Source organism: Pseudomonas vanderleydeniana (assembly GCF_014268755.2).
Taxonomy (GTDB): Bacteria; Pseudomonadota; Gammaproteobacteria; order Pseudomonadales; family Pseudomonadaceae; genus Aquipseudomonas; species Aquipseudomonas vanderleydeniana.
The window spans coordinates 4551348-4573003 of the sequence record NZ_CP077093.1 but is presented as its reverse complement, the minus strand read 5'-3'; the positions used below and the strand labels follow the sequence as shown (position 1 = coordinate 4573003).

The 21656-nt window shown below is 54.1% G+C and carries 20 protein-coding genes and 4 pseudogenes; 11 read left to right on the top strand and 13 right to left on the bottom strand.

Annotated elements, in window-relative coordinates:
- Positions 1-191: 191 nt before the first annotated feature.
- Together HU752_RS20370 and HU752_RS20365 are read right to left on the bottom strand one after the other, a co-directional pair.
- Positions 192-1562 (bottom strand): MFS transporter, encoded by a 1371-nt coding sequence (locus tag HU752_RS20370; RefSeq protein WP_202894699.1) that lies wholly within the window; start codon positions 1560-1562, stop codon positions 192-194.
- A 64-nt stretch (positions 1563-1626) separates the two neighbouring features.
- Positions 1627-2559 (bottom strand): ketopantoate reductase family protein, encoded by a 933-nt coding sequence (locus HU752_RS20365; RefSeq protein ID WP_186688161.1) that lies wholly within the window; start codon positions 2557-2559, stop codon positions 1627-1629.
- A gap of 224 nt (positions 2560-2783) precedes the next feature.
- Between HU752_RS20365 and HU752_RS20360 the strand changes: the two genes are divergently transcribed.
- Together HU752_RS20360 and HU752_RS20355 are read left to right on the top strand one after the other, a co-directional pair.
- Complete coding sequence (locus HU752_RS20360) at positions 2784-3191, top strand: MarR family winged helix-turn-helix transcriptional regulator (RefSeq protein ID WP_202894700.1); 408 nt, start codon at positions 2784-2786, stop codon at positions 3189-3191.
- 675 nt (positions 3192-3866) lie between these two features.
- Complete coding sequence (locus HU752_RS20355; protein ID WP_186688167.1) at positions 3867-5423, top strand: methyl-accepting chemotaxis protein; 1557 nt, start codon at positions 3867-3869, stop codon at positions 5421-5423.
- Positions 5424-6229: 806 nt separating this feature from the next.
- Here the strand turns inward: HU752_RS20355 and HU752_RS20350 are convergent.
- Positions 6230-6858 (bottom strand): annotated as a pseudogene (locus HU752_RS20350) (IS5 family transposase); the annotation flags it as partial.
- A gap of 276 nt (positions 6859-7134) precedes the next feature.
- Complete coding sequence (locus tag HU752_RS20345; protein WP_186688169.1) at positions 7135-7698, bottom strand: hypothetical protein; 564 nt, start codon at positions 7696-7698, stop codon at positions 7135-7137.
- On the opposite strand from HU752_RS20345, the gene HU752_RS20340 reads away from it, so the two are divergent.
- Both HU752_RS20340 and HU752_RS20335 read left to right on the top strand, forming a co-directional pair.
- Positions 7634-7909, top strand: coding sequence for an abortive infection family protein (locus tag HU752_RS20340; protein WP_225920036.1), 276 nt, complete (start codon positions 7634-7636; stop codon positions 7907-7909). The genes HU752_RS20345 and HU752_RS20340 overlap by 65 nt on opposite strands.
- Before the next feature lie 208 nt (positions 7910-8117).
- On the top strand, positions 8118-9305 hold the full coding sequence (locus HU752_RS20335; protein ID WP_186688171.1) for an MFS transporter: 1188 nt from the start codon (positions 8118-8120) through the stop codon (positions 9303-9305).
- Positions 9306-9386: 81 nt separating this feature from the next.
- Here HU752_RS20335 and HU752_RS20330 read toward each other — a convergent pair whose 3' ends face one another.
- Positions 9387-10319: a LysR family transcriptional regulator gene (locus HU752_RS20330; RefSeq protein ID WP_186688174.1), complete on the bottom strand. Its 933-nt coding sequence runs from the start codon at positions 10317-10319 to the stop codon at positions 9387-9389.
- 103 nt (positions 10320-10422) lie between these two features.
- Between HU752_RS20330 and HU752_RS20325 the strand changes: the two are divergent.
- The 5 genes and pseudogenes from HU752_RS20325 to HU752_RS20305 all read left to right on the top strand — a co-directional run.
- Positions 10423-10714, top strand: a pseudogene (locus HU752_RS20325) (integrase core domain-containing protein); the annotation flags it as partial.
- A 168-nt stretch (positions 10715-10882) separates the two neighbouring features.
- Positions 10883-11170 (top strand): PqqD family protein, encoded by a 288-nt coding sequence (locus tag HU752_RS20320; protein WP_225920035.1) that lies wholly within the window; start codon positions 10883-10885, stop codon positions 11168-11170.
- The gene (locus HU752_RS31985) at positions 11167-11580 is read left to right on the top strand and encodes a lasso peptide biosynthesis B2 protein (protein ID WP_186688180.1); all 414 of its coding nucleotides are present in this window, start codon (positions 11167-11169) and stop codon (positions 11578-11580) included. Before HU752_RS20320 ends, HU752_RS31985 begins: the two co-directional genes overlap by 4 nt.
- 10 nt (positions 11581-11590) lie before the next feature.
- Entirely contained in the window at positions 11591-12547 is a 957-nt protein-coding gene (locus HU752_RS20310) for a phosphoenolpyruvate carboxykinase (ATP) (RefSeq protein ID WP_186688183.1), read from the top strand.
- Positions 12544-13398, top strand: coding sequence for a sulfotransferase domain-containing protein (locus HU752_RS20305; RefSeq protein WP_186688186.1), 855 nt, complete (start codon positions 12544-12546; stop codon positions 13396-13398). Before HU752_RS20310 ends, HU752_RS20305 begins: the two co-directional genes overlap by 4 nt.
- A gap of 80 nt (positions 13399-13478) precedes the next feature.
- Here the strand turns inward: HU752_RS20305 and HU752_RS20300 are convergent, their stop codons facing one another.
- Both HU752_RS20300 and HU752_RS20295 read right to left on the bottom strand, forming a co-directional pair.
- Positions 13479-13940, bottom strand: coding sequence for a PAS domain-containing protein (locus HU752_RS20300; protein ID WP_186688189.1), 462 nt, complete (start codon positions 13938-13940; stop codon positions 13479-13481).
- 30 nt (positions 13941-13970) lie between these two features.
- A pseudogene (locus tag HU752_RS20295) lies at positions 13971-14072 on the bottom strand (DUF2256 domain-containing protein); the annotation flags it as partial.
- Positions 14073-14221: 149 nt separating this feature from the next.
- On the opposite strand from HU752_RS20295, the gene HU752_RS20290 reads away from it, so the two are divergent.
- A complete protein-coding gene (locus HU752_RS20290) occupies positions 14222-14680 on the top strand; it encodes an Hsp20 family protein (RefSeq protein WP_186688192.1) in 459 nt (152 codons plus the stop codon).
- Positions 14681-14837: 157 nt separating this feature from the next.
- Here HU752_RS20290 and HU752_RS20285 read toward each other — a convergent pair.
- The 4 genes and pseudogenes from HU752_RS20285 to HU752_RS20270 all read right to left on the bottom strand — a co-directional run.
- Positions 14838-15080 (bottom strand): annotated as a pseudogene (locus tag HU752_RS20285) (transposase domain-containing protein); the annotation flags it as partial.
- 3 nt (positions 15081-15083) lie between these two features.
- Positions 15084-17009, bottom strand: coding sequence for an asparagine synthase-related protein (locus HU752_RS20280; RefSeq protein WP_186688194.1), 1926 nt, complete (start codon positions 17007-17009; stop codon positions 15084-15086).
- Between the two features lie 38 nt (positions 17010-17047).
- Positions 17048-17206, bottom strand: a complete 159-nt coding sequence (locus HU752_RS20275; RefSeq protein ID WP_186688196.1) for a hypothetical protein — start codon at positions 17204-17206, stop codon at positions 17048-17050.
- 67 nt (positions 17207-17273) lie between these two features.
- Positions 17274-18023, bottom strand: a complete 750-nt coding sequence (locus HU752_RS20270; RefSeq protein ID WP_186688198.1) for a hypothetical protein — start codon at positions 18021-18023, stop codon at positions 17274-17276.
- A gap of 66 nt (positions 18024-18089) precedes the next feature.
- Here HU752_RS20270 and HU752_RS20265 point away from each other — a divergent pair, with 66 nt between their 5' ends.
- Complete coding sequence (locus tag HU752_RS20265) at positions 18090-18821, top strand: class I SAM-dependent methyltransferase (protein ID WP_186688200.1); 732 nt, start codon at positions 18090-18092, stop codon at positions 18819-18821.
- Positions 18822-18873: 52 nt separating this feature from the next.
- Here HU752_RS20265 and wecB read toward each other — a convergent pair whose 3' ends face one another.
- Positions 18874-19968 (bottom strand): non-hydrolyzing UDP-N-acetylglucosamine 2-epimerase, encoded by a 1095-nt coding sequence (gene wecB / locus HU752_RS20260; RefSeq protein ID WP_186688202.1) that lies wholly within the window; start codon positions 19966-19968, stop codon positions 18874-18876.
- Positions 19959-21647, bottom strand: coding sequence for an ATP-binding cassette domain-containing protein (locus HU752_RS20255; protein WP_186688204.1), 1689 nt, complete (start codon positions 21645-21647; stop codon positions 19959-19961). The genes wecB and HU752_RS20255 overlap by 10 nt, the downstream gene beginning before the upstream one ends.
- Between the last annotated feature and the right edge of the window lie 9 nt (positions 21648-21656).

The following is a 21656-nucleotide window of genomic DNA, read 5'->3' as shown; positions in this document are numbered from 1 at the left end:
TGCAGACCATTATGGAAATGCAGTTATTTAACCGAAATCGCAGATGACAGCATGGGTAGCTGTTGGCTTGGGCATGTTGGTTGTGCAGGAGCAATGTCAGAGCATCTGCCGCGGCAATTCCGGCGCGGCAGTGCCGTGGTGGGTGCCGTGTATCTTCGATCTTCTAGCTTCTAGCTTCTAGCTTCTAGCTTCTAGCTTTTAGCTTTTAGTGAAAGTGCCGATAGGGAAGCTAGCAACCCAAATAATGCCATTAGTAACCAAGCTGTAGTGTATTGGCCCGCACTGACAGCGGTCCCTGATACGGATACGAATACAGCTACGCCCATCGCAGCGCCTATCTGCCTAGATGTATTAATTATTCCTGTGCCCGCAGCGTAATTTTGCGGTTTTAATTCGGCAGTCCCTCCCACTATAAAACCTGTTTGTCCAATACCTGCAGCAATACCCGTTAAAATAAGTCCCGGTAATAATGACGTAACGTATTCCGAATTATCTCCTAGTGTATAGAGCCACCAGATCCCAGCACCGAGAAAAAGAAACCCTGAAATAAAGGTAAAATAAGTCGCTGATAATTTTATTTTGCCTGTAAGTAGAGAGGCTATTACGGCAGTTCCCGGGCCTACGCCGACAGCAGCGCCTGCAATCATAGGATTAAATTTCCATATTTGAGTCATGAATAGCGTAGTTCCAAGAAGCATAATGGCGAAGCCCATGTAAAAGCACGCCATTCCGATTGTCGCAACTGTAAAATTTGGCGATCTGAACACACTAAGATCTAGTGCAGGCGAATCAACATTAAAGCACCGTCTCACAAATATTCCTAAAGATAACGTCGTGACACAGAGCGTCAACAAGAAGCTAGGGCTCTTAAAGCCCCAAGTCGGCGCATAAGAGATTCCGGCCACTAAGCATGCGATTCCTATGATCAAAAAAAGTGTCCCGATAATGTCAGGTAAAGCGCTTTTCTTTTTTGCGCTTTCTACTAAGTATCGACTGAACCACAGTGCAATGAATGCAATTGGGATGTTAATAATGAAAATAAGACGCCAGTTGATATCTACCAAGGCTCCGCCAAGGGTTGGACCTAGCGCAGCGGCCACAGAGCCCGTGGCTGCCCAAATGCCGACCATTTTTTTATGGCTTTCTTTTGGATAAGACGCTAACAAAAGACCTAGACTGGTTGGTATGATCATAGCGGCTGCTATACCTTTACACCCGCGAGCAATGATCAAAGATAAGATATCGGGTGCAACAGCGCAGGCCAAGCTTGCAATGGCGAAAGCTGCTATCCCCGCTTTGAAAATGCGTTTACGTCCATAGATATCGGCTAATGTGCCGCATGGCACTAAAAATGCTGCAAATGAAATTGAATAGGCGCTTAGGACCCATGCCATTGCAAGATTGCTTGCCCCCCCGAAGCTGTCGCGTATTGTAGAGAATGCCAAATTCACCACGAAAAGATCGAGGGACGATAAGATGCTTCCAGCGCCGACTGCGACCATGACCCATGGTGATACAGCTGAGCGTGAATCTTTAACGGAATTGAGGGTTTTTTCTTGCACAAACTTTGCTCCGAAATATGATGCGGGTCGGCACTGGTTGGTATCTATTATTTCGCGGTATACGTTATCTGTCTTTTTGCAGTTTCAATTGTCTTTCATTTACTTTCAGGTTTGCATATGCAAGCGTAAGTAATGGAGATTCAATTTTGAAATTTGCAGCCCTGGTTAGCAGATCGCCAATTATCTGTTCGCTTTCGAGTTGTCTCCCTGCCAGTAAATCCCTAAACATAGAAGATGTCTGAGCAGAGTCGGCTAAGGTGAGTGTTTGACGAGCGCTTGCTACAAACTCTGCGCTAGGTTCCTCGCCCACAGTCCGAACAATTTTCAGTACTTCATCGATCACATTATTTGCAAATTGCAGTCCGCCTTTTACGGCGACTACGTCTCCGATGCTCCCGCGCATTAAGCAATTTATGCATCCCATCGCGGCTAATAGCACCCATTTTTCCCACAGCAACCGGCGTATGGTCGATGAAGTTTCTGCTTTGAAACCAGCTCCACTCAATAAGTTGTGTACTCGCAGTAGTCGTTCAGAAACTTTCCCGTCAAGCTCGCCGTAGTAGACATCGCAAAATGTACCTTGTTGTATGATTGTTCCTTGGTCATTAAGATTGGTGGCTAGCTTGCATACACACCCGAGTAAGTGATCTGCTCCAAACCTGTCTTTGATTTGCTCTATATGTTTAATTCCGTTTAGTAACGGTAGTATCACGGTGTTTGGCCCGACAGCATTCGCCATGTCCGCTAGAGCAAAATCCAACGAATACGCCTTAACCGCGAGGAGAATAACGTCGTACGTGCCTACAATCTGGTCCGAAGTTACTAGTTTTGGATCGAAGTGCATCTCTTTTGATGGCGTCACAACCCGCAAACCCTGCTGTCGCAGTTGTTCAGCTCGCCGCTCGCGAACCAGGAAAGTGACGTCTCGTCCTGCTTGCGTTAGTAACGCGCCAAAAAAGCCTCCGGTTGCACCGGCCCCTACGATCAAAACGCGCATTTTCTACCTCCAGACCCGCAAAGAAGATTTTTAATAAGCGTGCATATGCACGCAAATCAATCTATGTGATAACGCTTGGGTCGTCAAGCGAGCTCCAGAGACGGCCGACTGAGAAGCATTATCCTGGGGTAAGCGATCGTAAGCCTCCATTCGGAATATTAAATTTACTCCTGCGACAAACGGGGCTATTGCCAGCGTGCTTTTGCGTGTATATGCTTGCGTCTATGACCATCGACCTGAAATGCTATTCCTTCTTAATGCGCGCTGCGACTAGGCGCATTGTGTCTACCTATGATTCGGCCTTGTGTCACCTTGGCATTAATGTTGAGCAGTATTCGCTTTTGGTGTTGATCCAGCGCTCTGGAAGAGTGAGTCTCACCGAACTCGCACGATTGGCTCATTTGCAGAGGTCTACTGTCAGCCGGAACGTACGAGTTCTGGAAGGTAAAAAAGTAGTAAGTACCGGGCGAGGTGGGTCTGATTCGAGGGAAATTCTTGTCGCTTTGACTGAAGCCGGCATTCTTGTGGTCGCAGAGGCAGCTCCGATTTGGCAGCGCTGCCAATCTGAAGTTGAAAGCCAGGTGGGAAGTAGTGAAATGGAGATTTTGAAAAGGATCCTCAAAAAGATTTGATTTTTTTTGATGCGTGTAGGTACACGTATTTTTTGCTTATTTCCAGGGATGCCCGTTTTACGGTGTTCAAGGACAGCTGCACCTTTCGTTTAGATGATCGACTGCCGTGCATCTCTTTGATAAATAAATGCACTGCGTGAGTGAATCCAATGTTTCTAATATAGGGATGCAGCTAGGTAGCTTGACCGGTTTTTGGGGGAGGTATTAAATCAACGCTAAGCTAGGATGTGAATATGCGTGGTTCCTCATATTTGATAAGGGTAGTTGTTCTCGTCTGTTTTTTAGTAGTCGTCTTGGACGTTGTAATCTTGAATTGCGTAAAGCTTGGGTGGCTCTGAAAATGGTGTAATGAAAATGCGCTCAGACCGATGAGGTCTCGCTTTTTTCACCGTTCTAGCGTAATCGCAGCACGACGTCACAGAAAGTTTGTTCGCACTCAATTAATACTAATAATAATCTCGAGGTGTAGCATGTTTGAAGTGGAGTCTGGATTTTTTTTGCAGGTTTTTCGCAGGAATCTTATTTCTCCATCGTGGCGTACGGCCTTTGTAAATTTTAGCCTCGCATCATTACTGAATTCCTCCGAGTAGCGCGACTCCAGACTCAAAGCGATACAAATTTCCTCAAATTAGGGTGTTAGTCATCCTACTAGAGACGATTTAGTTAGGAGTAGGTATGTTTGGTTGGATTGGTAATATTCGTGTAAGAACGAAGCTGATTTTTGGCTTCGGTCTAGTGCTGGCGCTATCGTCTCTGCTTGCTTTGGGTGGATGGGTCGCTATTGATAGTCTTGATGAGAGAGGGATCAAGATTGAAAACATCGCCCATGTCGCTGAGATGACCAAGGACTTGCGGGTTCATCGATTACAGGTGGAACTCAACCCTAAGGGCAATGGCGCAGAGCTAATTTCTCAGACGCTTGATAAACTTAATAGGCATTTGAATACTGCCCGCGCTAACTTAGAAGATCCTTCGGATCTGGTATTGATAGATCGGCAAGTTGCTGCTGTCGATGTTTACCGTGACGCACTGACTGCCCTGCGCAATAGCTCAGCCGAGTCGCCTGGAGTGTTCGCCTCGATGGCTACCCAAGGTGACATTTTGCTTAGCACTACGCAGCAGTTGATTACCTCGCAATCTGCTAAACGGGATGTAGATTCGGCATTCGCTAAATTTATGTTGAGCAGTATAGCTATTTTGGCATTCATTCTCGGGATCGTCGCAGCATGGGTGATTACACGACAAGTTGTGACTCCCTTACAATATGTTCTACTTAACGTAGATCGCATAGCAAAAGGGGATCTAGGAGTTGATTTTGATGTAAGTCGTGGTGATGAACTCGGTGATCTACAGCGGCGTTTGAATCATATGATCGTCAATCTCCGGGAGCTGATCGGGGGAATAAGAGCAGGTATCATCCAGTTGTCCAGTTCTGCTGAGGAGCTATCAGCCATAACTGAGCAAACCAGTGCAGGTGTAAACAGCCAAAAGGTTGAAACAGATCACGTTGCGACAGCGATGAATCAAATGGCTGCGTCAGTACAAGACGTTGCGCGAAACGCGGTAGAAGCCTCCATGGCCGCTGCTGAAGCTGACCGTCAAGCTCTTGAGGGAGACAATGTCGTTGCTGAGGCCGCGGCTCAAATAGAGCGTCTGGCAATCGAAGTGAATAACTCCACAGTTGCTATGTGTAACCTGAGAGAGGAAAGCGAAAAAATTGGTGGAGTGCTCGATGTTATTAAGTCGGTCTCGCAACAAACTAATCTTCTCGCGCTAAATGCCGCGATTGAGGCTGCCCGTGCGGGGGAGGCTGGAAGAGGTTTCGCAGTGGTCGCGGATGAAGTTCGCAGCCTAGCCCAGCGAACTCAGCAATCCACCGAAGAAATTCAGAAGCTAATTTCTAGTTTGCAGGAGGGTACTCGAGAGGTATCTGAGGTCATGGATGTAAGTCGAGCGCTGACTGATAGCAGTGTTGAATTGACCAGACGTGCTGGGAAAGCTCTTGAGAGCATCACTCAAACAGTATCAACAATTCAACTTATGAATCAGCAAATTGCGTCGGCTTCTGATCAGCAAACTGTGGTTGCTGAAGAGATCAATCGTAGCATTTTGAACGTTCGTGACATTTCTGAGCAGACTGCGAGCGCGAGTGACGAGACTGCCGCCTCTAGCGTCGATCTAGCGCGTTTAGGCCATGAATTGGACCGATTGGTCAATCGATTTCGATTGTAGGTAAGAAGCGTATCGAGCTTTCGCGAGCCGGAGATCTAGACCGAGCCTGAGCGGCTGCTTCTCACCAACAGCTGACGGTCATAACGATTCACGGGCATCAGGGGCGATTCATCGGCAGTTGGCAGATTGCTGAGAGCTATTAGGACTTCTCTCGCTTAATGTGTACTCTTGGTAGATCCAAGGAGCATGACCAAATGTCTCGTCCCATAAATGTGTTTAATCAGCTTTTCTTTCAAATTCATTGGTTTCACCAGAGCGTACGCGTGTGCGAGCGTAAATGATTTAGCTAGTTTCCTTCTTTACCGTGAGAGTTAGGACAAATGGAAGAGGATAGTAGGCGGGCTGAGCTACAACGCTGCAATCGAGGCGGGTTTAGAGCTCGGCTCATATGAATATAAGGATGTTCCTGAAGCTGTGTGGACAGCACGGCTTGATTTTAAGGTTTGGTCAAATCAGACTGCCGCTGGCAACCTTAGGTGTTACCTAACTTCACTTGCCGACAATTGCCGCTACCTATTATCGGCATTCCGTCCAAAGCAGCCGGGCAGCCGACGCTATTCGCCTAGAGATGACGGCATCGACTTCTCGCAACCTGGATTGAACGGTCAGACGTTTTTGTTGGAAGTTGGTAGAAATGCGAAAGGCAAGGTTTCATGGGGCGGCGCGAAGCTCAATCAATGAGTCTGAAGCGCTCCTTGTAACTGGCCGCTACCGGCTACGAAGCTTTTGCTCGGATGCCTGATTCCGGTCGAATGCTGTTTTTAGCATCTCTAACCGTGTATCAAGAGAGCGCAAATCTACGTGTGCATGCGATATCGGTCACAGTAGCGCCGCAGTGCATCAGCGTCGTAGCCCTTGTCGGCCAAAAGCCAGCGGCAGCGCTTGCTAGGTCGGCCTCGCTTGCTCGTCGGGATGCGGACATCATCCAGCAATGGCTGTGCGTAGCTGATGTCGCTGGCTTGACCGCCAGAAAGGAGAAAGCGCAATGGCACGCCATTGGCGTCGCAGAGCATATGAATCTTGGTGGTGAGGCCACCGCGACTGCGGCCTAGAGCGTGATCGGCGGGTTCATCAGGCCCCCTGTTTTACCTGCACCTGATGAGGCGCGGGTAACACGGACAGCAGTTGAATCGATCATCCAGGTTTGCAGGTCAAGGAGCCCTTGATCATTGAGCTTGAGATGCAATCGCTTGAGCATCTGATCAAATGTTCCCCGGTTTCGCCAAATTCGGAAGCGGTGATAAACCGTTCGCCAGGGCCCAAAATACCCGGGCATGTCCCGCCAAGCAGCACCTGAACCCAACACTCAAAGCACTCCATCGAGCATTAGGCGATCACTTGATCGCGGCCTACCTCTACCTCTGGCGTGGGTTTGGGTGAAGAGATCCGCGACCACATCCCATGCTTCATCCGAAATTTCGTAGCGCTTAGCCATCACAGGATTCCTTTCCTTAGATGGCTGAAAACCTTACAAAATCTCAGCGCTCACGGCAGTGGTGTTCGGTTTCTCCGAATTTCAGACAGAACCTAGGAAAATTTATTGGTGTTCGGGCGAAAAATCATGGCCACTGAGAGGGGGCGCCGCCGGTGGAGAGGGGCCTGGCGGACGCCAGGCCTCCCGAACCAGGTCTGATTCACTCTTCCAGCCGTGCGCAGCAGCAGCGGCCACTGGATGTGGCCTGCGCCGCATCCATGAAAGGTCAGACCGTGGTCAAACGCGGATAGGTACACGCACCGGTAGTGGGGTGTGCAACCAGTTGCGCTGCGTGAGCGCACGCATGCCTGCCGCCCGGACCTGGGTGTCGCCATCAAGCGAGCGAATGGTGACGATGATCTGTACGGGCAAAGGGTCGGTCAGGTTGGGTTCGTATGCCCTCAACAACGCAGTAGCCTGCAGACCCCAGTTGGTGCCGCTGATACCACGGGGGAAGGCTTTTCGATGGACCTTGACCGGCGACCATTTGCTGCCGTTGGCGATCTGGGCACTCTCGTACCCGCTCTGACCTTCATCGCTCTCCATCGGGACCTTCCCGGTGATGTTGTTGCCATCGATGAGACCGAAGCTCAGCTCCACGTTTGCGCGAACGTACTCGCTCCCTGCGTTCGAATCTAGTGGTGGGGCATAGACCGCGGTGATAATGATTTCGCCACGGAACTTGCCATCCTGCATCAGCACATCCGGCATCGGATAAGGCGTCTTCCGCCAGAAGGTGACTAAGGCCTTACAACTGGTTCCCGATGGTGTGAGTGATGCAGCCAAAGGTGCTGAAAACATCAAAAATGTACTCCGCAACCTCACCCAGTTAACCAGCAATCTCACGCAGTTAAGAGGGTTATACGGTACTGGGCATGGGAAAGATGGCCAGCACCGCGGGCTGCAGCCGAGGCATGCTCGGCTTGCGGTTGCGGCAGCGGTGGCATTTGTCGATTTCGTATCGGAAACGCATCGATATCGAGAGGCTACGCAGCCAGAGGTAAAGCGGTAGCTACGCTCCCATCATCACCGAAATTGACGTTTTCATGGCCCTGAGACGGCTTGTGTCAAACTATATTGTAAAAACTGAGGGCTTTATTTGGTGTGCCTCGGGGATGTGTCAATCTATGTTGCGACACCTTCGCAAGGAAGACGTTCTCCAGGTCACATATTTCAGGGGGGCTGTGTCAAACTATGATGTCAGCACCCAGTGCCCACCCATGTCTGCTTACGAATCACCCCCTTCGGCGGCTTCTGTTGCAAAAGGCGCCGGCATCAGCGTCGCGATACTGGCCTTCTCAGCCTTTCTCATCGTTACGACCGAGTTCCTGATTGTCGGACTGCTCCCGAACCTTGCCAGAGACCTCAACATCTCGATTTCTGCCGCAGGGCAACTGGTCACGCTGTTTGCGTTCACGGTCATGGTCTTTGGCCCGCCCCTGACAGCGGCGCTTTCCCATCTCGATAGAAAAAAACTGTTCATCTCGATCCTTTTGATCTTCGCTGCAGCGAATGCGCTCGCTGCGGTCTCGAGCAACTTCTGGATTCTTGCGGTTGCGCGGGTAGTGCCCGCGTTGGCGCTGCCCGTATTTTGGGGAACAGCGAGTGAAACCGCAGGACAGCTCGCTGGCCCAGCACGAGCAGGCCAGGCTATTTCCAGGGTTTACCTGGGCATCTCAGCAGCCATGCTACTGGGCATCCCGCTTGGCACCGTTGTCTCCAATGCCATTGGCTGGAGAGGCGCCTTCTGGTTGCTGGCGGGGATGTCCTTGATAATGGCTGTGGCGATGTTGGCCTATATGCCGAGTGTTGTCCGCTCTGCCAAAGTCGATTTTCTGAAGCAGGCGCGGATATTCAAAGAGGCCTACTTCCTCTCCAACGTCCTTCTGTCGATCGTCGTGTTCAGCGCGATGTTCATCGCTTACACCTACTTGGCCGATATCCTTGAACGGGTAGTCGGCGTTGCCCAGGAAAATGTGGGGTGGTGGCTCATGGCATTCGGCGCCATCGGGCTGGTAGGTAACTGGATCGGCGGAAAAGCCGTCGACAAGTCCCCCATCAAGGCGACCGTGCTCTTTTTGCTCCTGCTGGCCATCGGTATGGCTGCGATTGTGCCGCTGGCGCATGCAGGCTTGCTTTTCTGCGCTGCATTGGGCCTGTGGGGAATTGCCAATACTGCGCTTTATCCGGTGAGCCAGGTGCGGGTCATGAGCTCGGTTTCGCACTCTCAGGCGCTCGCGGGCACCACGAATGTTTCCGCCGCCAACGCAGGTATCGGTATCGGCGCGGTTGTCGGCGGCATGACGATCCCAAGTCTCGGCGTGGAGTTTCTCGGCTATGTTGCAGCCGCAGTGGCGGTGCTCGCTTTAGCTGTTGTTCCGGTGGTGCGTCACTTGGCACCCAGATAAAGGGTTAAGCGCATACGGGGCTTGAGGGCAGAAGCGGAGCGGCTTCGAGTCAGACCGCTGCTCCGTTTTGCTGCCAGCCTTCTACGAGTCCATGGGCCTTGTGCCGTGGGCGGTCAACCGGGGAAGCAGGTAGTCCAATACGGCGCGAACCTTGGGAAGCCCTTCGCGGCTTTTCAGCCACACCAGATTCATCGGTAGGCCATCGGTCGCCAGATCAGGCAGCACCTCAACGAGAGCGCCAGAGTCTACGTGCCGCTGAGTCAGCCAGGTGGGTAGCTGACCTATCCCGTGACCTGCTAACACCGCTGCGACTTCTCCCTCTCCATCGCCCACCGCAATGCGTGGCTGGATGGTTCGGCGCTCCATCTCCCCAGCATGACGGCCCTTGAAGAACCAGGGGGTGACCATCCCATCGCTATGCCCGTAACCCACACAATGGTGATGTTCGAGTTCGCGTTCGTTCTGGGGAGTGCCGTTGCGCTCCAGGTACTGAGGGGATGCGCAGAAGATGAGGCGCTGTGCACCAAAGTACTGGTGCCCCAGATTCGACGGCCACGCGTCAGGCCCGCCAATGCGAACGACGATGTCGATGCCCTCGTACGCCGGATCGATAAAGCGATCCGTGAACGATATGTGGGGTTGCAGCATGGGATGCAGTAGCAAGAAATCCATGAGCAACGGGAGCACATGTAGCCGTCCGTAGGAGGCTGGAAGATCGATACGAACCTTGCCGTGGGGCTCATTGCCTTCAGCCACGATTGCATGCTCGACCTCTTCCAGATCCGCCAGAACCGATAGGCAGGTTCTGTAGAACACGACGCCGGAATCCGTGAGCGACAACGTGCGGGTCGTACGATTGAACAGTCGGGTTCCCAGACGCGCCTCTAGACGAGCTACGCTCTTGCTGACTGCCGAACTTGTCAAATTCAGCCTTTGAGCCGCAGCCGTGAAGCTCCCGAAGTCAGCAACAGCGACGAAGACGTCGATTCCTTTGAGCCGCTCGGATGAGAACATCGAAGGTTTCCATTGATGAAATTTATTCAGCTTACTCGGTAGTGCTTCACGGCGATATGCCCGAATTTCTCCAATAGGCTAGATCGCTCGCGAGGCTGAGTGAAGAGACCGGCCTCAAGGGTTGCACTCTCACTCGGACAGTGCTCGCAATACGTAGTCGTCAGTTTCGCCAACGGCGCTGGCGTTACCGCATACGCCAAAGCATGAGCCGTCGTGGAAACTGTTGGGAGAGTGCGCCGATGGAGCGCGTGTTTCGCAGTTTGAAAACAGGATGGGCCCCTATTGGGTCCTACATGAAGGCTCAAGAAGCGCGCCTAGACATCAGTCATTAACTGATGCATCGGTACAACTGGGTTCGACCGCACCAGTTTAACGAATCGCTGGCCCCGGCTTAGGCCGAAAAACCTAACGTCCTATCCGGGGTCAGTTGACCCCTACAGATCCCACTCAACGCAGACAGCTACAGCCCGGGAAGGCCAATCGCCCGACTTCAGCATATGGACTTGTGGATCGTCTGAAGGCTCGGCATTATGGGCTGCGCTTGACTGGGGGGCGGAACTAAAATGATGAGCGAAATCACTGGAGAGGCGACTGTTATCAGGAATGCTAACGTTCTAGTCGCCGAGATCGGTGGGGAATTGGTGCTGATGAGTGTATCGCAGTGGCACTACTTCGGCCTTAATTCCGTCGCTAGCGAAATTTGGGAGCGACTCGCTTCGCCAATGCGTGTAGATGCCTTGTGTGACACACTGGCGCTTGAGTACGACGCGGACATCCAGGTAATTCGTCAGGATGTTATGGAGCTGCTGAGCAAGCTGGCCAGTCGTGAACTTATTGAGGTTCAGGCTTGATTAGTGCTCACCGTCTTCGCGTTATTGAAGCCGTTCTCTTGTTTTCGGTTACTCCTGTCTTATGTCATCTTTTTTCGTGGCGCCTTTTGCTGAGTCTAAGTGGCGCTCGCATTGAGTCCGCATCACCTCATTTAAATCTCGCATTGTCGCCGACGGCTCGTGCTGTGCGCGATGCCGTGGCCGTGGCTGTCCGGCGACTTCCCTGGAAACCTCTTTGTTTGCGCCAAGCATTAGTGGCCGCTTGCATGTTGCGCTTGCGCGGAAGGCGGTCCGTGCTTTGCCTGGGTGTACGCAGAGAGGGTGACTCCATAGGCGCACATGCATGGCTGGTATTGACGGGGAAGGATGGCGGCGTCGTTTGCGGAGCGGAGAATATGGGCAATTTTCGCGCCTTGAAGCAGCAAAATTAGGTGTCCCGCTATGTATGACGATTACTCGCTTTGCGGCTGGCGTGTGCGCAGTGATTTGCCGCTGCCGGAGCTATTGCCCTGGGCAGGGGATCTACAGGCCCCTATAGACCTGCATATCGAGCTCGGTGCGGTTGAAGCACGGCTGCCGGATACTGAATATGAGGGCCCCATTCTGCAAATGGGCGCCGATGGAACCTGTCGTTTCGCTGTCGAGTCAGTTGCGACCTATCGCATAGCACACGATGGCCGCGCGATTCGTGTACAGCCCAGCCACTCGGTGGATGCCCCAGCAGTAAGGGCGTTTTTATTCGGTACAGTGTTTGCCATTGTTTGCCAACGCCGAACCGTTTTACCTCTACATGCCTGTTGCGTGAAGCTGCCGTCTCCTGAGGGGGATGTGGCGATCGCCTTTACCGCGCCTTCAGGCACAGGGAAATCGACCCTGGCATCTGCCTTCATGCGGCGGGGGTACCCGATTCTGGCGGACGATGTCACGGTGCTGAGTCTCGACCAGGAGCGGGGGGCGGTTGCGTTGCCTACTTTCCCCAGGATCAAGCTCTGGCAAGATGCAATGAGCCAGTTTGGCCATGCCGTGGGGGACGCAGAGCGCGTGCGCCAGGGTATGGACAAATTCTCTGTCGGCTTGGGGGCAGAGCACTTCGCCCAAGGCGCGCCATTGAAACTGGCAGCGCTTTACCATCTTGAACGAGTCGAGGATGCCAAGTTTGCGGGGCTGGAGGCGATTGGTGGGTTGCCGGCCTCGGTTCGCTTCTCCAAGGCCTTGTATCAGGAGCGGGTACTAATGACGGTTGCTCCTGCTAAGGGCGCGCACTTCACGCTGGTCACTCGATCGGCGGCTAGCATTGCGCGGCATGTTCTGGTTCGACAGCTTTCAGGCTTTGAGCATTTGGATGAACTCGTCGAGCGCATCGTGGCGTTTCACGTCGGGGCTAGCCATCAGGCATGAAGGGATTCTACTGGCTGGCGTCCTACCCAAAGTCAGGTAACACTTGGCTGCGGTTGGTCCTCAATAGTTATCGTCTGGGCGGATCGGAACCAGACTTCTCTCGCAAGCAAAACTTCGCCCCTATTGCCAGCAGTCGTCGCCGTTTCGACGAGCTTCTGGGCATCGCCTCGTCTGATTTGCTCCCTGATGAGTTGTTGACCTTGCGTCCACGCATGTATGAAGCGCAATTAACAGAGGCGCGCGAACCATTGTTCAATAAGGTTCACGACGCTTGGCAATTGACTTCGCTCGGGGAGCCACTGTTTCCCGCTACAAGCACGCTTGGCGCTGTCTATATCGTGCGTGATCCTCGAGATGTGGTGCTCTCGTTGGCCGGACACATCGATATCAGTGTGGACAGGGCGATCGACCTTCTCCTCGACGAGGCAGCCATACTGTGTGACCAAAAGCTCGGGCTCAGAGATCAGCTACCTCAACGACTCAATAGCTGGAGTCGGCATGTTCTGAGCTGGATAGATTTGCCCGCGCCCTGGAGCCCTTTGCTCATTCGCTATGAAGACATGTTGGCTACGCCGATGGCGAGCTTTGCCTGTGTCATTAAGTACTGTGGCTGGGCGCTGGATGACAAGCGCCTTGAACAAGCCTTGGAGGCTACCCGCTTCGACCGGCTGCAGGCTGCGGAGGCCAGCCACGGTTTCAGTGAGAGGCCGCAGCGCGCCGCTCGCTTTTTTCGAGAGGGACGTGCTGGAGGATGGCGTGAACAATTGAGCCAAGCTCAGCTACGCCGCATTGAGGATGCCACCGAACCGGTGCGAGCACGTCTTGCTTATCACTCGGCGTTTGAATCGTAAGCGAACGGCAAACACGCCTACCAAACTCCAGTTTTAAGGGCGATGGTGTCCGTCTTTTTTTGCCGTTTTTCTATAGCCCTCTAAGTCGATGAAATGCTTCGTTGTAATCGAGCCAGCTGAATTTTCAGATCCTCGACTTCAGCCTCCAACTGACGGGCACGTTCGCTAGCCTCAACCTGGACGGTAACGTCCTTTTGGATGCCGATGTAATAGGTGAGTTGATCCTCGTCGTTAAACACTGGGGTTATCGAAAGCTCATTCCAGAAAACACGGCCGTCTTTGCGATAGTTTCGAATGATTTGCCGGCAAGGCTGAGAATTTTTTATTGCTTCGCGGATAGCAGCAATGCCTGGTTGATCTCGGTCATCGCCCTGCAGGAACCGGCAGTCCTGATACAGGGTTTCATCAATGCTATAGCCGGTCAGGTGCTGAAAGGCTTGGTTGGCGTAGATGAGGATGTGTTCATCGCCTTCCTGCTCTGCCACCACAATGCCATCGTTGGAAGACTCGATCATCAGTTTCAGCAGTTCTGCATCGATCATTTTCGGAGCCCTTATGAGTTTCAAAGAAGTCTATACCAACCTTTCCGATCTGACCTTGAGAGGCGATTTGCGCCAGCAACGCTTCGAGCAGTAACGCACTTCATCCCAGCAGAGTGCCCATTTCTTCCTCCAAGCTAGTAGATCACGGCGGGATCAGATCAGCGCTAAAAATTTTCCGAGCGCCCTTGAATTTTTGTCTTCGGTGCCTACTTAGGATTTTGCGCGATGCCGAATGCGGGTCGCGCCTCAAATCACTTGGAGAAAACTCAGGAGATTTAGCAATGGCTACTACTCTTTCGTTGGCCCCACTTTTCCGTCACTCGGTCGGCTTTGACCGTTTCAACGACCTTTTCGAATCGGCGCTTCGCAGTGAGGCCGGAACTTCCTATCCTCCTTACAACGTTGAAAAACACGGTGATGACCAATATCGAATTGTCATCGCGGTGGCTGGCTTGGCTGAGGAGGACTTGGACATTCAGGTTGAAAAGGGCGTTTTGACGGTCGCCGGCGACAAGCGAGAAAGCAACGGTGATGTCACTTACCTGCACCAGGGTATCGCTCAGCGTGCTTTCCGGCTGTCGTTCCGCTTGATGGATCACATCGAGGTGCAGGGCGCGAAGCTCGCTAACGGTTTGCTGAACATAGACTTGCTTAGAGTGGTACCGGAGGAAGCGAAGCCTAAACGCATCATGATCGGAGGGGCTGAGTCTGCTGACTCGAGGCCGGTCAGTGAGCAGTAAGGTGAACAATGGGGCGCTCTTCGGAGCGCCTCTTTTTTGTGGGTATCTCAGGCTCCTTCCTGACGACGCAGCAGTGACCTTCACCTTCAGAGCATGGCGGTTGCGCTATGCAATCTCCTGATTGGGGAAAGCGTCCGCCCAACTCACCTTGCCTAAGTCAGGCCGGCATCCACTGATGCGGCAGCAACTGCCCAATCTCACTGGTCCGTTGGGTCGCCAGCCGCGCCAGCACATTCTTTAGATAGGCATACGGGTCATACCCATTCATGCGTGCCGACTGGATCAAACTCATGATGGTCGCAGCCCGCTTACCGCTGCGCAGGGATCCCGCAAATAACCAGTTCGAACGCTCGAGTACCCAGCGTTTCAGGCTGTAATCGAGGGCTTTGGCCGTGGTCGAACGCTAATTCTTGAGCTGGCAGCCACTTTCGATCCACTGCAGGAACACGCCAAAGTGTAGGCCTCGGTGAAGAAATATGAGGTGCTCTGGGCTCGCGAGCTGGTTTGGCCAGTTCGAAAGCAGTGATCTCATTCGTTTAAGGTCTAGCAGGCGTTGGGCAAGCGCAGAGGCCTCCAACTCTTCGAGACGGTTGCCGAGAAACGGGCGCACTTCACTCATGCGATGAAGGTATTCAGGGCATTGCATGCCGCGTTTGCGATTGTTGACCACTTCGCTAGGCAGGCGGTCCGCTGTCACTCGGCGGGCGAGAAGGCGAGATACGCCACCTTGCAAGTAGAGGCTATCGGGAAGTGAAAAGCAGAATTCCAGTAAGCGCCGATCAGCCATGGGGTCGCGAACCTCGAAACCATGGAGTGCGCGTACAAGTCCTGTTGCCTGCAGCGCTGACTGGCGTTCCCTGAACCACGCCTGCCGTAGTTGCCAGCTTGCCATCGAAGCCATTTTTTTGCGGCGCCTGACTCCATCCTCGGTCCGAATTCGTGCCTTTATGCTTGGCTCAATGGGAGATTGGTGCCCCCAATACGAGGCGTTCGACCTGGCTTGCAGTTTTGCTATCCAGCGCTGAAGGATGTCGGGTGCAAACGGGGCCAGGGTGGTTCGCCACATCTGGCGAGCAAGGTTAGCTTTTTGTCCGCTCGTGCGGGCAAGAGCGTAGGACTCTTGAAAGGCTTTGAGCCAGCGACCTTCCCTCATCAATCCGGTAAGGGTGCCTTGCCCATCCCAAGACAACGTCACATTACCGAGCGCCCCGGCCAGCAGTACACGTCCTCCTTTGTGCCTTATGTGATCCCGGGCCGAGCCCATCCACGCCATGTTCATCACATTGCGCCAAGGGACGCCTGTCAGCTGGAACATCTGTAGCCAGTCGGTATCCCATCGATGTTGCAGTGGCGCATTAAAAAACAGCGGCTGCAATCCTGGGGCTTGTGCGCAGATGCTTGCTACATAACGCCGCTCACTCATGTAGTGATGATCTGAGTCCGGCGGTTCGGTATTGACGGCAGGGAGGCAGGTGATGGTGGTCAATGTATTGCCAGGCAGGTGTTTAACGGCTGTCACTGACACGGCGGAGGAGTCCAATCCTCCGGTGAGAGAGGAGAATGCAGGACCCTCGATTCTCAGGCAGTCTTTGACTGCGCGTTCGAATAATTCACGTGCGGCCTCGACGTAATCCTCATCTCTGGGCAAGCGTAGCTCGGTTCTTTGCTCAGGTGTCCAGTAGAAACGTTGCTTGAGGTGGCCTGAGCTTAAAACTGCGACCGAGCCTGCAGGGAGAAGGCGCAAGTGTTTATACGGTGTGCCGTTGTCGGGCACGGGCAAGTCCGATAGCTGGGCGACAAAGTAATCTTCGTCCAGTTCGGGGTTGATACCCGGAACTGCCAGCAGGGCTGTTGGGTTAGTGGCGAAAGCAAAGAACCCATTCCCCTCGTGGTAATACAGAGGACGTTGGCCGACTGCGTCACGTGCGAGTATCAGGCTGCGATCGGCAAGATTCCACGCCGCTAGCGCAAAATCTCCGAGCATCCGCTCGGGACCGCCCGCTCCCCAACGAGTGATCGCTTCAAAGGCAATGGCGCTATCGGCCCAGGCGCGTGCTTGCCTGGGGAGATTCAGAGCCTCTATGAGTTCATTGCGATTAATCAGGTAGCCGTCAAACACCAGCGCCAGGGGCACATCATTGCGAATGATGGGCTGATGATCCTGGTGATCCTCTGGGGCTGTGATGCGTAGACGATGGGTGAAGTGAAGGCCTGGAATAGACCAGTGGCGCGGTGTTTCCAGTCCTGGCGCATGGAGCGCAGCAGCAAAGTGCTCAGGTAGTTGCGCAGGTATGGCTTCCGCGGAAAGCAGACCAGCAAATGCGCTCATCGGTGATCAGGGGAGTAGTAATGAATGCGCATGCTGGTTTAAGAGACGTTGGAAAAGCCAAACGTACCGTCATTGCCGCTTGTGGCGAAAATAGATGAAGTCACATCCGAGATGGAGACCTCAATGATTTCCGGCTTCTCCCACACTTTACGTTGATGCTCGATCTCATTGGATTCGTTGGTGTCTTGCTCGGCCATCTTCTAACTCCTGTCAGTCGTCGGGTCAAATTACATGAAGTGCTCGCATGTTTGCAATTGGGATTGGCTAGGGGGTCGCAAGATAGGAGACAGGCTCAGGATACAGAGCTCTGCCTTGGGTGAATTTTTTGTAGCTCTCGTCACCCAATTGGTACGCAATCTGCACCCAGGTCATCATTGTCAACGCGGGTTGTCTCGCCTTGGGCGTAGCGGGCTGGCGCAGTCGCTGCAGCAGTTCCCGCTCGGCGGCAGCCAGATCATCGCTGAAGGTGAATTCATTTGAAGGACCACAGTGGACCTCATATTCAGTGCAGCCGCGCTTTATGCTAAGGGAGACGCCGGCGCCAAGCTCAGGTGTAGCGAGTACGTGTTCTCGGACTCGTTGGTAAGCTTCGCGGGCACTCTGTAGCCCATCAAGGTAGAACAGGGCTCGGTAGGGGCCTGCTTGGTAACGTGCATTCAGGCTGGCACCGGCCTTATAGGCATAGGGCAGATCATGTGCGATCTTCTGGGTCGCAATCAGCTGTTCCAAGCTGGTTGGATGAACCTGTACCTTGTAGCAGTGGCGGCAGCCTACTGGTACGGCCGCTTGAGCGTAGGCCTGGCGGAATAGGAAGCCTAGGAGTTTCCCGCAGGGAAACGGTGTTCGGTTTGGGCCGAACACCCAGTTTTCAGCCAATCGTGCAGGGCGCTTCAATTCCCAGGTGGCATCTTCGTGCAGAATTACATCGCCTCTTTCGCGTGCAATCAGGAGATTTTCCCCAATGGTGGACTTGCCCAGTTTGAGGTTAAGAAAGTTCGTGCTTGTGGTGGTCAAGGTAACCCGCTCCGCATCCTTTGTTGACGAACAGTTTCCTTGTCATAGAGATTAGGGTAAAGCGAATTGAAGCGTCTTTGGTTGTTGCGCGAATGGGTGCGTTTCATTGTGCAGGTTTTGCGCGGCGGCGAGCGACGGAGTTCTGCTCTGCTGATGCGGCGGCGCCCGCCGGGCTTGTTTCAGCCGTACGGCACGACACAGGAAGATCGTTACCCCGAGGTGTTCCACTCGATTCGTCAGGTAGTGGCGGATGTTGAGCAAACGCACATCTTGTCGTTCGGCTGCTCCACGGGCGAGGAAGTGTTTACCTTGGCCCGCTATTTCCGGTATGCCCATATCCGTGGCTTGGATATTGATGCGGGGCGTATTGGTCGCTGCTGGGCACGGTGGCAGTGTGAGGGGCGAGAGCCTCGCCTGAGCTTTGCCTGTGCGGGTAATGTCGCATTGGAAAAAACCGCCAGCTATGACCTGGTGCTGGCTATGGCCGTCTTCCGCCATGGAGCGCTTGGGGGGAGCCCCGTTGATTGTTCTTCCTGGATTCGCTTCGCAGACTTTGACCGCCTGCTTAGTGATCTTGTCAGAGTGCTCAAGCCGGGTGGTTTGCTAGTGATCCGCCACGCTAACTTTCGCTTCGGCGATACAGGCGTGGCAGGTCAATTTGAGTGCTTGCGTGGCGAGCCGGGGCAGGGGTCGCCGGTTTACGGGACGGACAATCGGTTGCTGCCTGGTGTGTCTGGGGATGACGGAATCTATCGCAAACGGTCAGCGCCTCCTACCTCGTCGCACATGGCGCGCTAGCGTTTATCCGAAGCTTCGTCCCGCGGTGGAGGGCTACTGCCACCCTCGGTCTCTATGGCTTGCCGGTTCCGAAGTCATTCAACAATACCTGCAAAATCCGTTGCCCGGCCTGACCGTCGCCAAAGGGGTTGCTCCAGGTAACGCGTGAATGGAGCAGCTCATCGGCTGCCTCGATCAAGCTGGTCTCTGTCTCCACGGGCGCCAGCCTGGAGCCTCCGCAGTCAAGGCTTTCCGGGCGTTCGGTGTTGTCCCGGAGCACCAGGCAGCGGCGTTGCAGCACGCAGGCCTCCTCTTGCAGGCCGCCACTGTCAGTCATTACCAGATCAGCGCCCTGTACCAACGCTAGCATGTCGATATAGCCAAGGGGGTCAGTGGTCTTTATCAACGACGAGCGCTCGATGATTTGCCAGTGTTTTAGACCCAGCCGTGGATGGACGGGGAAAATCACAGGCCTACTGCGTGCTGCAGCCAAGCGTTGCACGGCTTCGATCAGCGTGGTGAAGTGTGCGATATCGTCGGTGTTGGAGGGGCGATGGCAGGTCAGTAGCAGGTAGCGTTCTGCTCTAAGCCCCAGTCTCTCTAGAATGTCCGTGTTTGCTTGGGCTGCCTGGGCATAGCGCAGGGTGGCATCGTTACCGGTGTTACCTGTGATATGCACATTGCGGCCTTCAATGCCCTCACTGGCAAGTAGCTCGACTTGGAGTGCTGAGGGGCAAAACCAAAAATTGGACATGTGGTCCAGCGCTATCCGATTGGTTTCTTCCGGCATGGTCTTGTCGAAACTACGCAGACCAGCTTCAACGTGGGCAATCGGGATATTGGCCTTTCGCGCAGCAAGCCCTCCGGCTAACGAGCTGTTGGTGTCGCCCTGGACAATCACATAGTCCGGCTTCATGGCCTGCAATATTGGCTCGATACCCATGACCATGCGCTTGACCTGAACCTGCGCGACATCAGAGCCCACCCTTAGGTTGAAGTGCGCGAGTGGTAGCTCAAGTTCCTTGAAGAAGAGCCTGTCCATATTTGCAGCGTAATGCTGGTTGGTATGGATCAACGTATAGCGAATGCCGCGTTCAATGCATGCACAAATCAGCGAGGAAAGCTTGATGATTTCGGGGCGTGTGCCCAATACAAACGCTAAATGCATGAAGGGTAACGCTCTGCAAAGTGGCTAGGCTGATCGGGCTCAACTGAACAGGTGAAATCCGTGAGTGCGCCGTCGGCCATGAGCATGTTGCGGTCTGTATGGCGCAAGGCGGTGAGGCGATGGGTGATCAGCACCACGGCAAGCTCGGGCCTGGCTGCGCGCAAGGCTTGCAGAAAGCGGCTCTCGCTCACTTGATCCAATGCTGCTGTGGCCTCGTCCAGAATCAGCAGCACCTGTGCATGGGCAACCGCGCGAGCAAGCCCGATGCGCTGTCGCTCGCCGCTGGATAGCTGTTGCTCGACCGCGTCCATGGGCGTGTCCAGCCCTTGAGGGAGGCGGTTCAGCAGGACGTCAACGCCGGCAATGGCTAATGCTTCGCTGAGTGTCTGTTCTGTACTGCAGCCCAGGAAGGTCACGTTGTCGCGCAGCGTGCCCGGAATTAGCGTCGTGCCTGAGGCCGCATAGCCAATGGTCCGATGCTCGACGGGTAAATCGATCCATTGCAGCGAACCGTGGCTTGGCTGCCGTTCACCGATCAGTACATCCACCAGTGTCGATTTACCCACGCCCGATTCGCCGACCAAGCCTACCCACTCACCTTGGCCGATGCTCAGGTTCAAATTGTTGATAACAGCATGGCTGACTTGGGGGTAGCTGTACTGGAGTTCTTCGCACACGAGTACCGGCCTGGGCGAGGCACGAGTAGGGGCGGTGAGCGGCTGGGCTGGGGCTTGCGCAGGGCAGGAGGCTGAGTCGGGCGCAGTTAACTCCTCGAAATAGGGACGTGACAGGTGCAGCGTCTGCAGGCTGAATAGGACACGACGAAAACCTGATAGCAAACGCAATCCCACGGCTGAAAACAAGGCGATCGCATGCAGCTCAGTTTGCCCGCTTCCTTGGCTGGCCACTGATACGCACAGCACCAGCATCATCAGGAAGAACAGCTCCATGATGGGGGACTGGACCTCCACTAGCGTACGTTCGCGTGCCGTGGCGCGGGCGAAGCCTTTGGCTACCGGGTAGTAGCGCTCAAGCACCGCATCGACGAGGCCATACAAATGTATTTCGCGCAGGCAAGAGATGCTGTCGGCCACCCAGCGCTGCATCAGTACCTGGCTTTCACCTCTTCGCGTTTCCCTGATGTTATTGAGCCGCGCCGACAGAACGCCGCCACCGACGGCGGCCATCACTAAAGCCCCCAGCAGCATTGCCGTCGCCAGTGGCTCCAGAGCGAGCAACACGCCAAGCAGGACTGCGACCACCAGTGTCTCGGTGAGCAGCTCCAGACTTGGCAATAGTGTGCCGATGACAATTCTGGGCGCCATGAAGTTGACCGCCACATTGCTGTCCTGCGCCGTTGTGTTTGAGCGCTGCGCAGCGGGGCGTGTCAGTTCGTGCTGAAAAATGCTCAACGAGATCTTCAGCGTCCAAGCGTCGATCAGCCGGCTGCGTGCCACCGATAGCAGTGGCGCCACCACCCCTTTGCTCAGTACCAAGACCGCCACAAGCAGCGGCAGCGCGGATAGGCCGCTTCCGGCAAACGCTTGCCACTGCATTTCGAGTTGTGCATACCAACCGGAGGGCGTGCGCCCCGCGGGAAGAAATGTGCCCAACAGGATCGCGACCAGTAACGCACTAGACGCATCGATGATGGCCTTAGTCAGTAGTAGCGTTAGCATCGACACTAG

Excerpts from the sequence above, each read along its gene's own strand:
- HU752_RS20365 (WP_186688161.1), bottom strand. The coding sequence starts at position 2,559 with ATGCGCGTTTTGATCGTAGGGGCCGGTGCAACCGGAGGCTTTTTTGGC.
- HU752_RS20360 (WP_202894700.1), top strand. The coding sequence starts at position 2,784 with ATGACCATCGACCTGAAATGCTATTCCTTCTTAATGCGCGCTGCGACT.
- HU752_RS20355 (WP_186688167.1), top strand. The coding sequence starts at position 3,867 with ATGTTTGGTTGGATTGGTAATATTCGTGTAAGAACGAAGCTGATTTTT.
- HU752_RS20345 (WP_186688169.1), bottom strand. The coding sequence starts at position 7,698 with ATGTTTTCAGCACCTTTGGCTGCATCACTCACACCATCGGGAACCAGT.
- HU752_RS20335 (WP_186688171.1), top strand. The coding sequence starts at position 8,118 with ATGTCTGCTTACGAATCACCCCCTTCGGCGGCTTCTGTTGCAAAAGGC.
- HU752_RS20330 (WP_186688174.1), bottom strand. The coding sequence starts at position 10,319 with ATGTTCTCATCCGAGCGGCTCAAAGGAATCGACGTCTTCGTCGCTGTT.
- HU752_RS20320 (WP_225920035.1), top strand. The coding sequence starts at position 10,883 with ATGATGAGCGAAATCACTGGAGAGGCGACTGTTATCAGGAATGCTAAC.
- HU752_RS20310 (WP_186688183.1), top strand. The coding sequence starts at position 11,591 with ATGTATGACGATTACTCGCTTTGCGGCTGGCGTGTGCGCAGTGATTTG.
- HU752_RS20305 (WP_186688186.1), top strand. The coding sequence starts at position 12,544 with ATGAAGGGATTCTACTGGCTGGCGTCCTACCCAAAGTCAGGTAACACT.
- HU752_RS20300 (WP_186688189.1), bottom strand. The coding sequence starts at position 13,940 with ATGATCGATGCAGAACTGCTGAAACTGATGATCGAGTCTTCCAACGAT.
- HU752_RS20290 (WP_186688192.1), top strand. The coding sequence starts at position 14,222 with ATGGCTACTACTCTTTCGTTGGCCCCACTTTTCCGTCACTCGGTCGGC.
- HU752_RS20280 (WP_186688194.1), bottom strand. The coding sequence starts at position 17,009 with ATGAGCGCATTTGCTGGTCTGCTTTCCGCGGAAGCCATACCTGCGCAA.
- HU752_RS20275 (WP_186688196.1), bottom strand. The coding sequence starts at position 17,206 with ATGGCCGAGCAAGACACCAACGAATCCAATGAGATCGAGCATCAACGT.
- wecB (WP_186688202.1), bottom strand. The coding sequence starts at position 19,968 with ATGCATTTAGCGTTTGTATTGGGCACACGCCCCGAAATCATCAAGCTT.
- HU752_RS20255 (WP_186688204.1), bottom strand. The coding sequence starts at position 21,647 with ATGCTAACGCTACTACTGACTAAGGCCATCATCGATGCGTCTAGTGCG.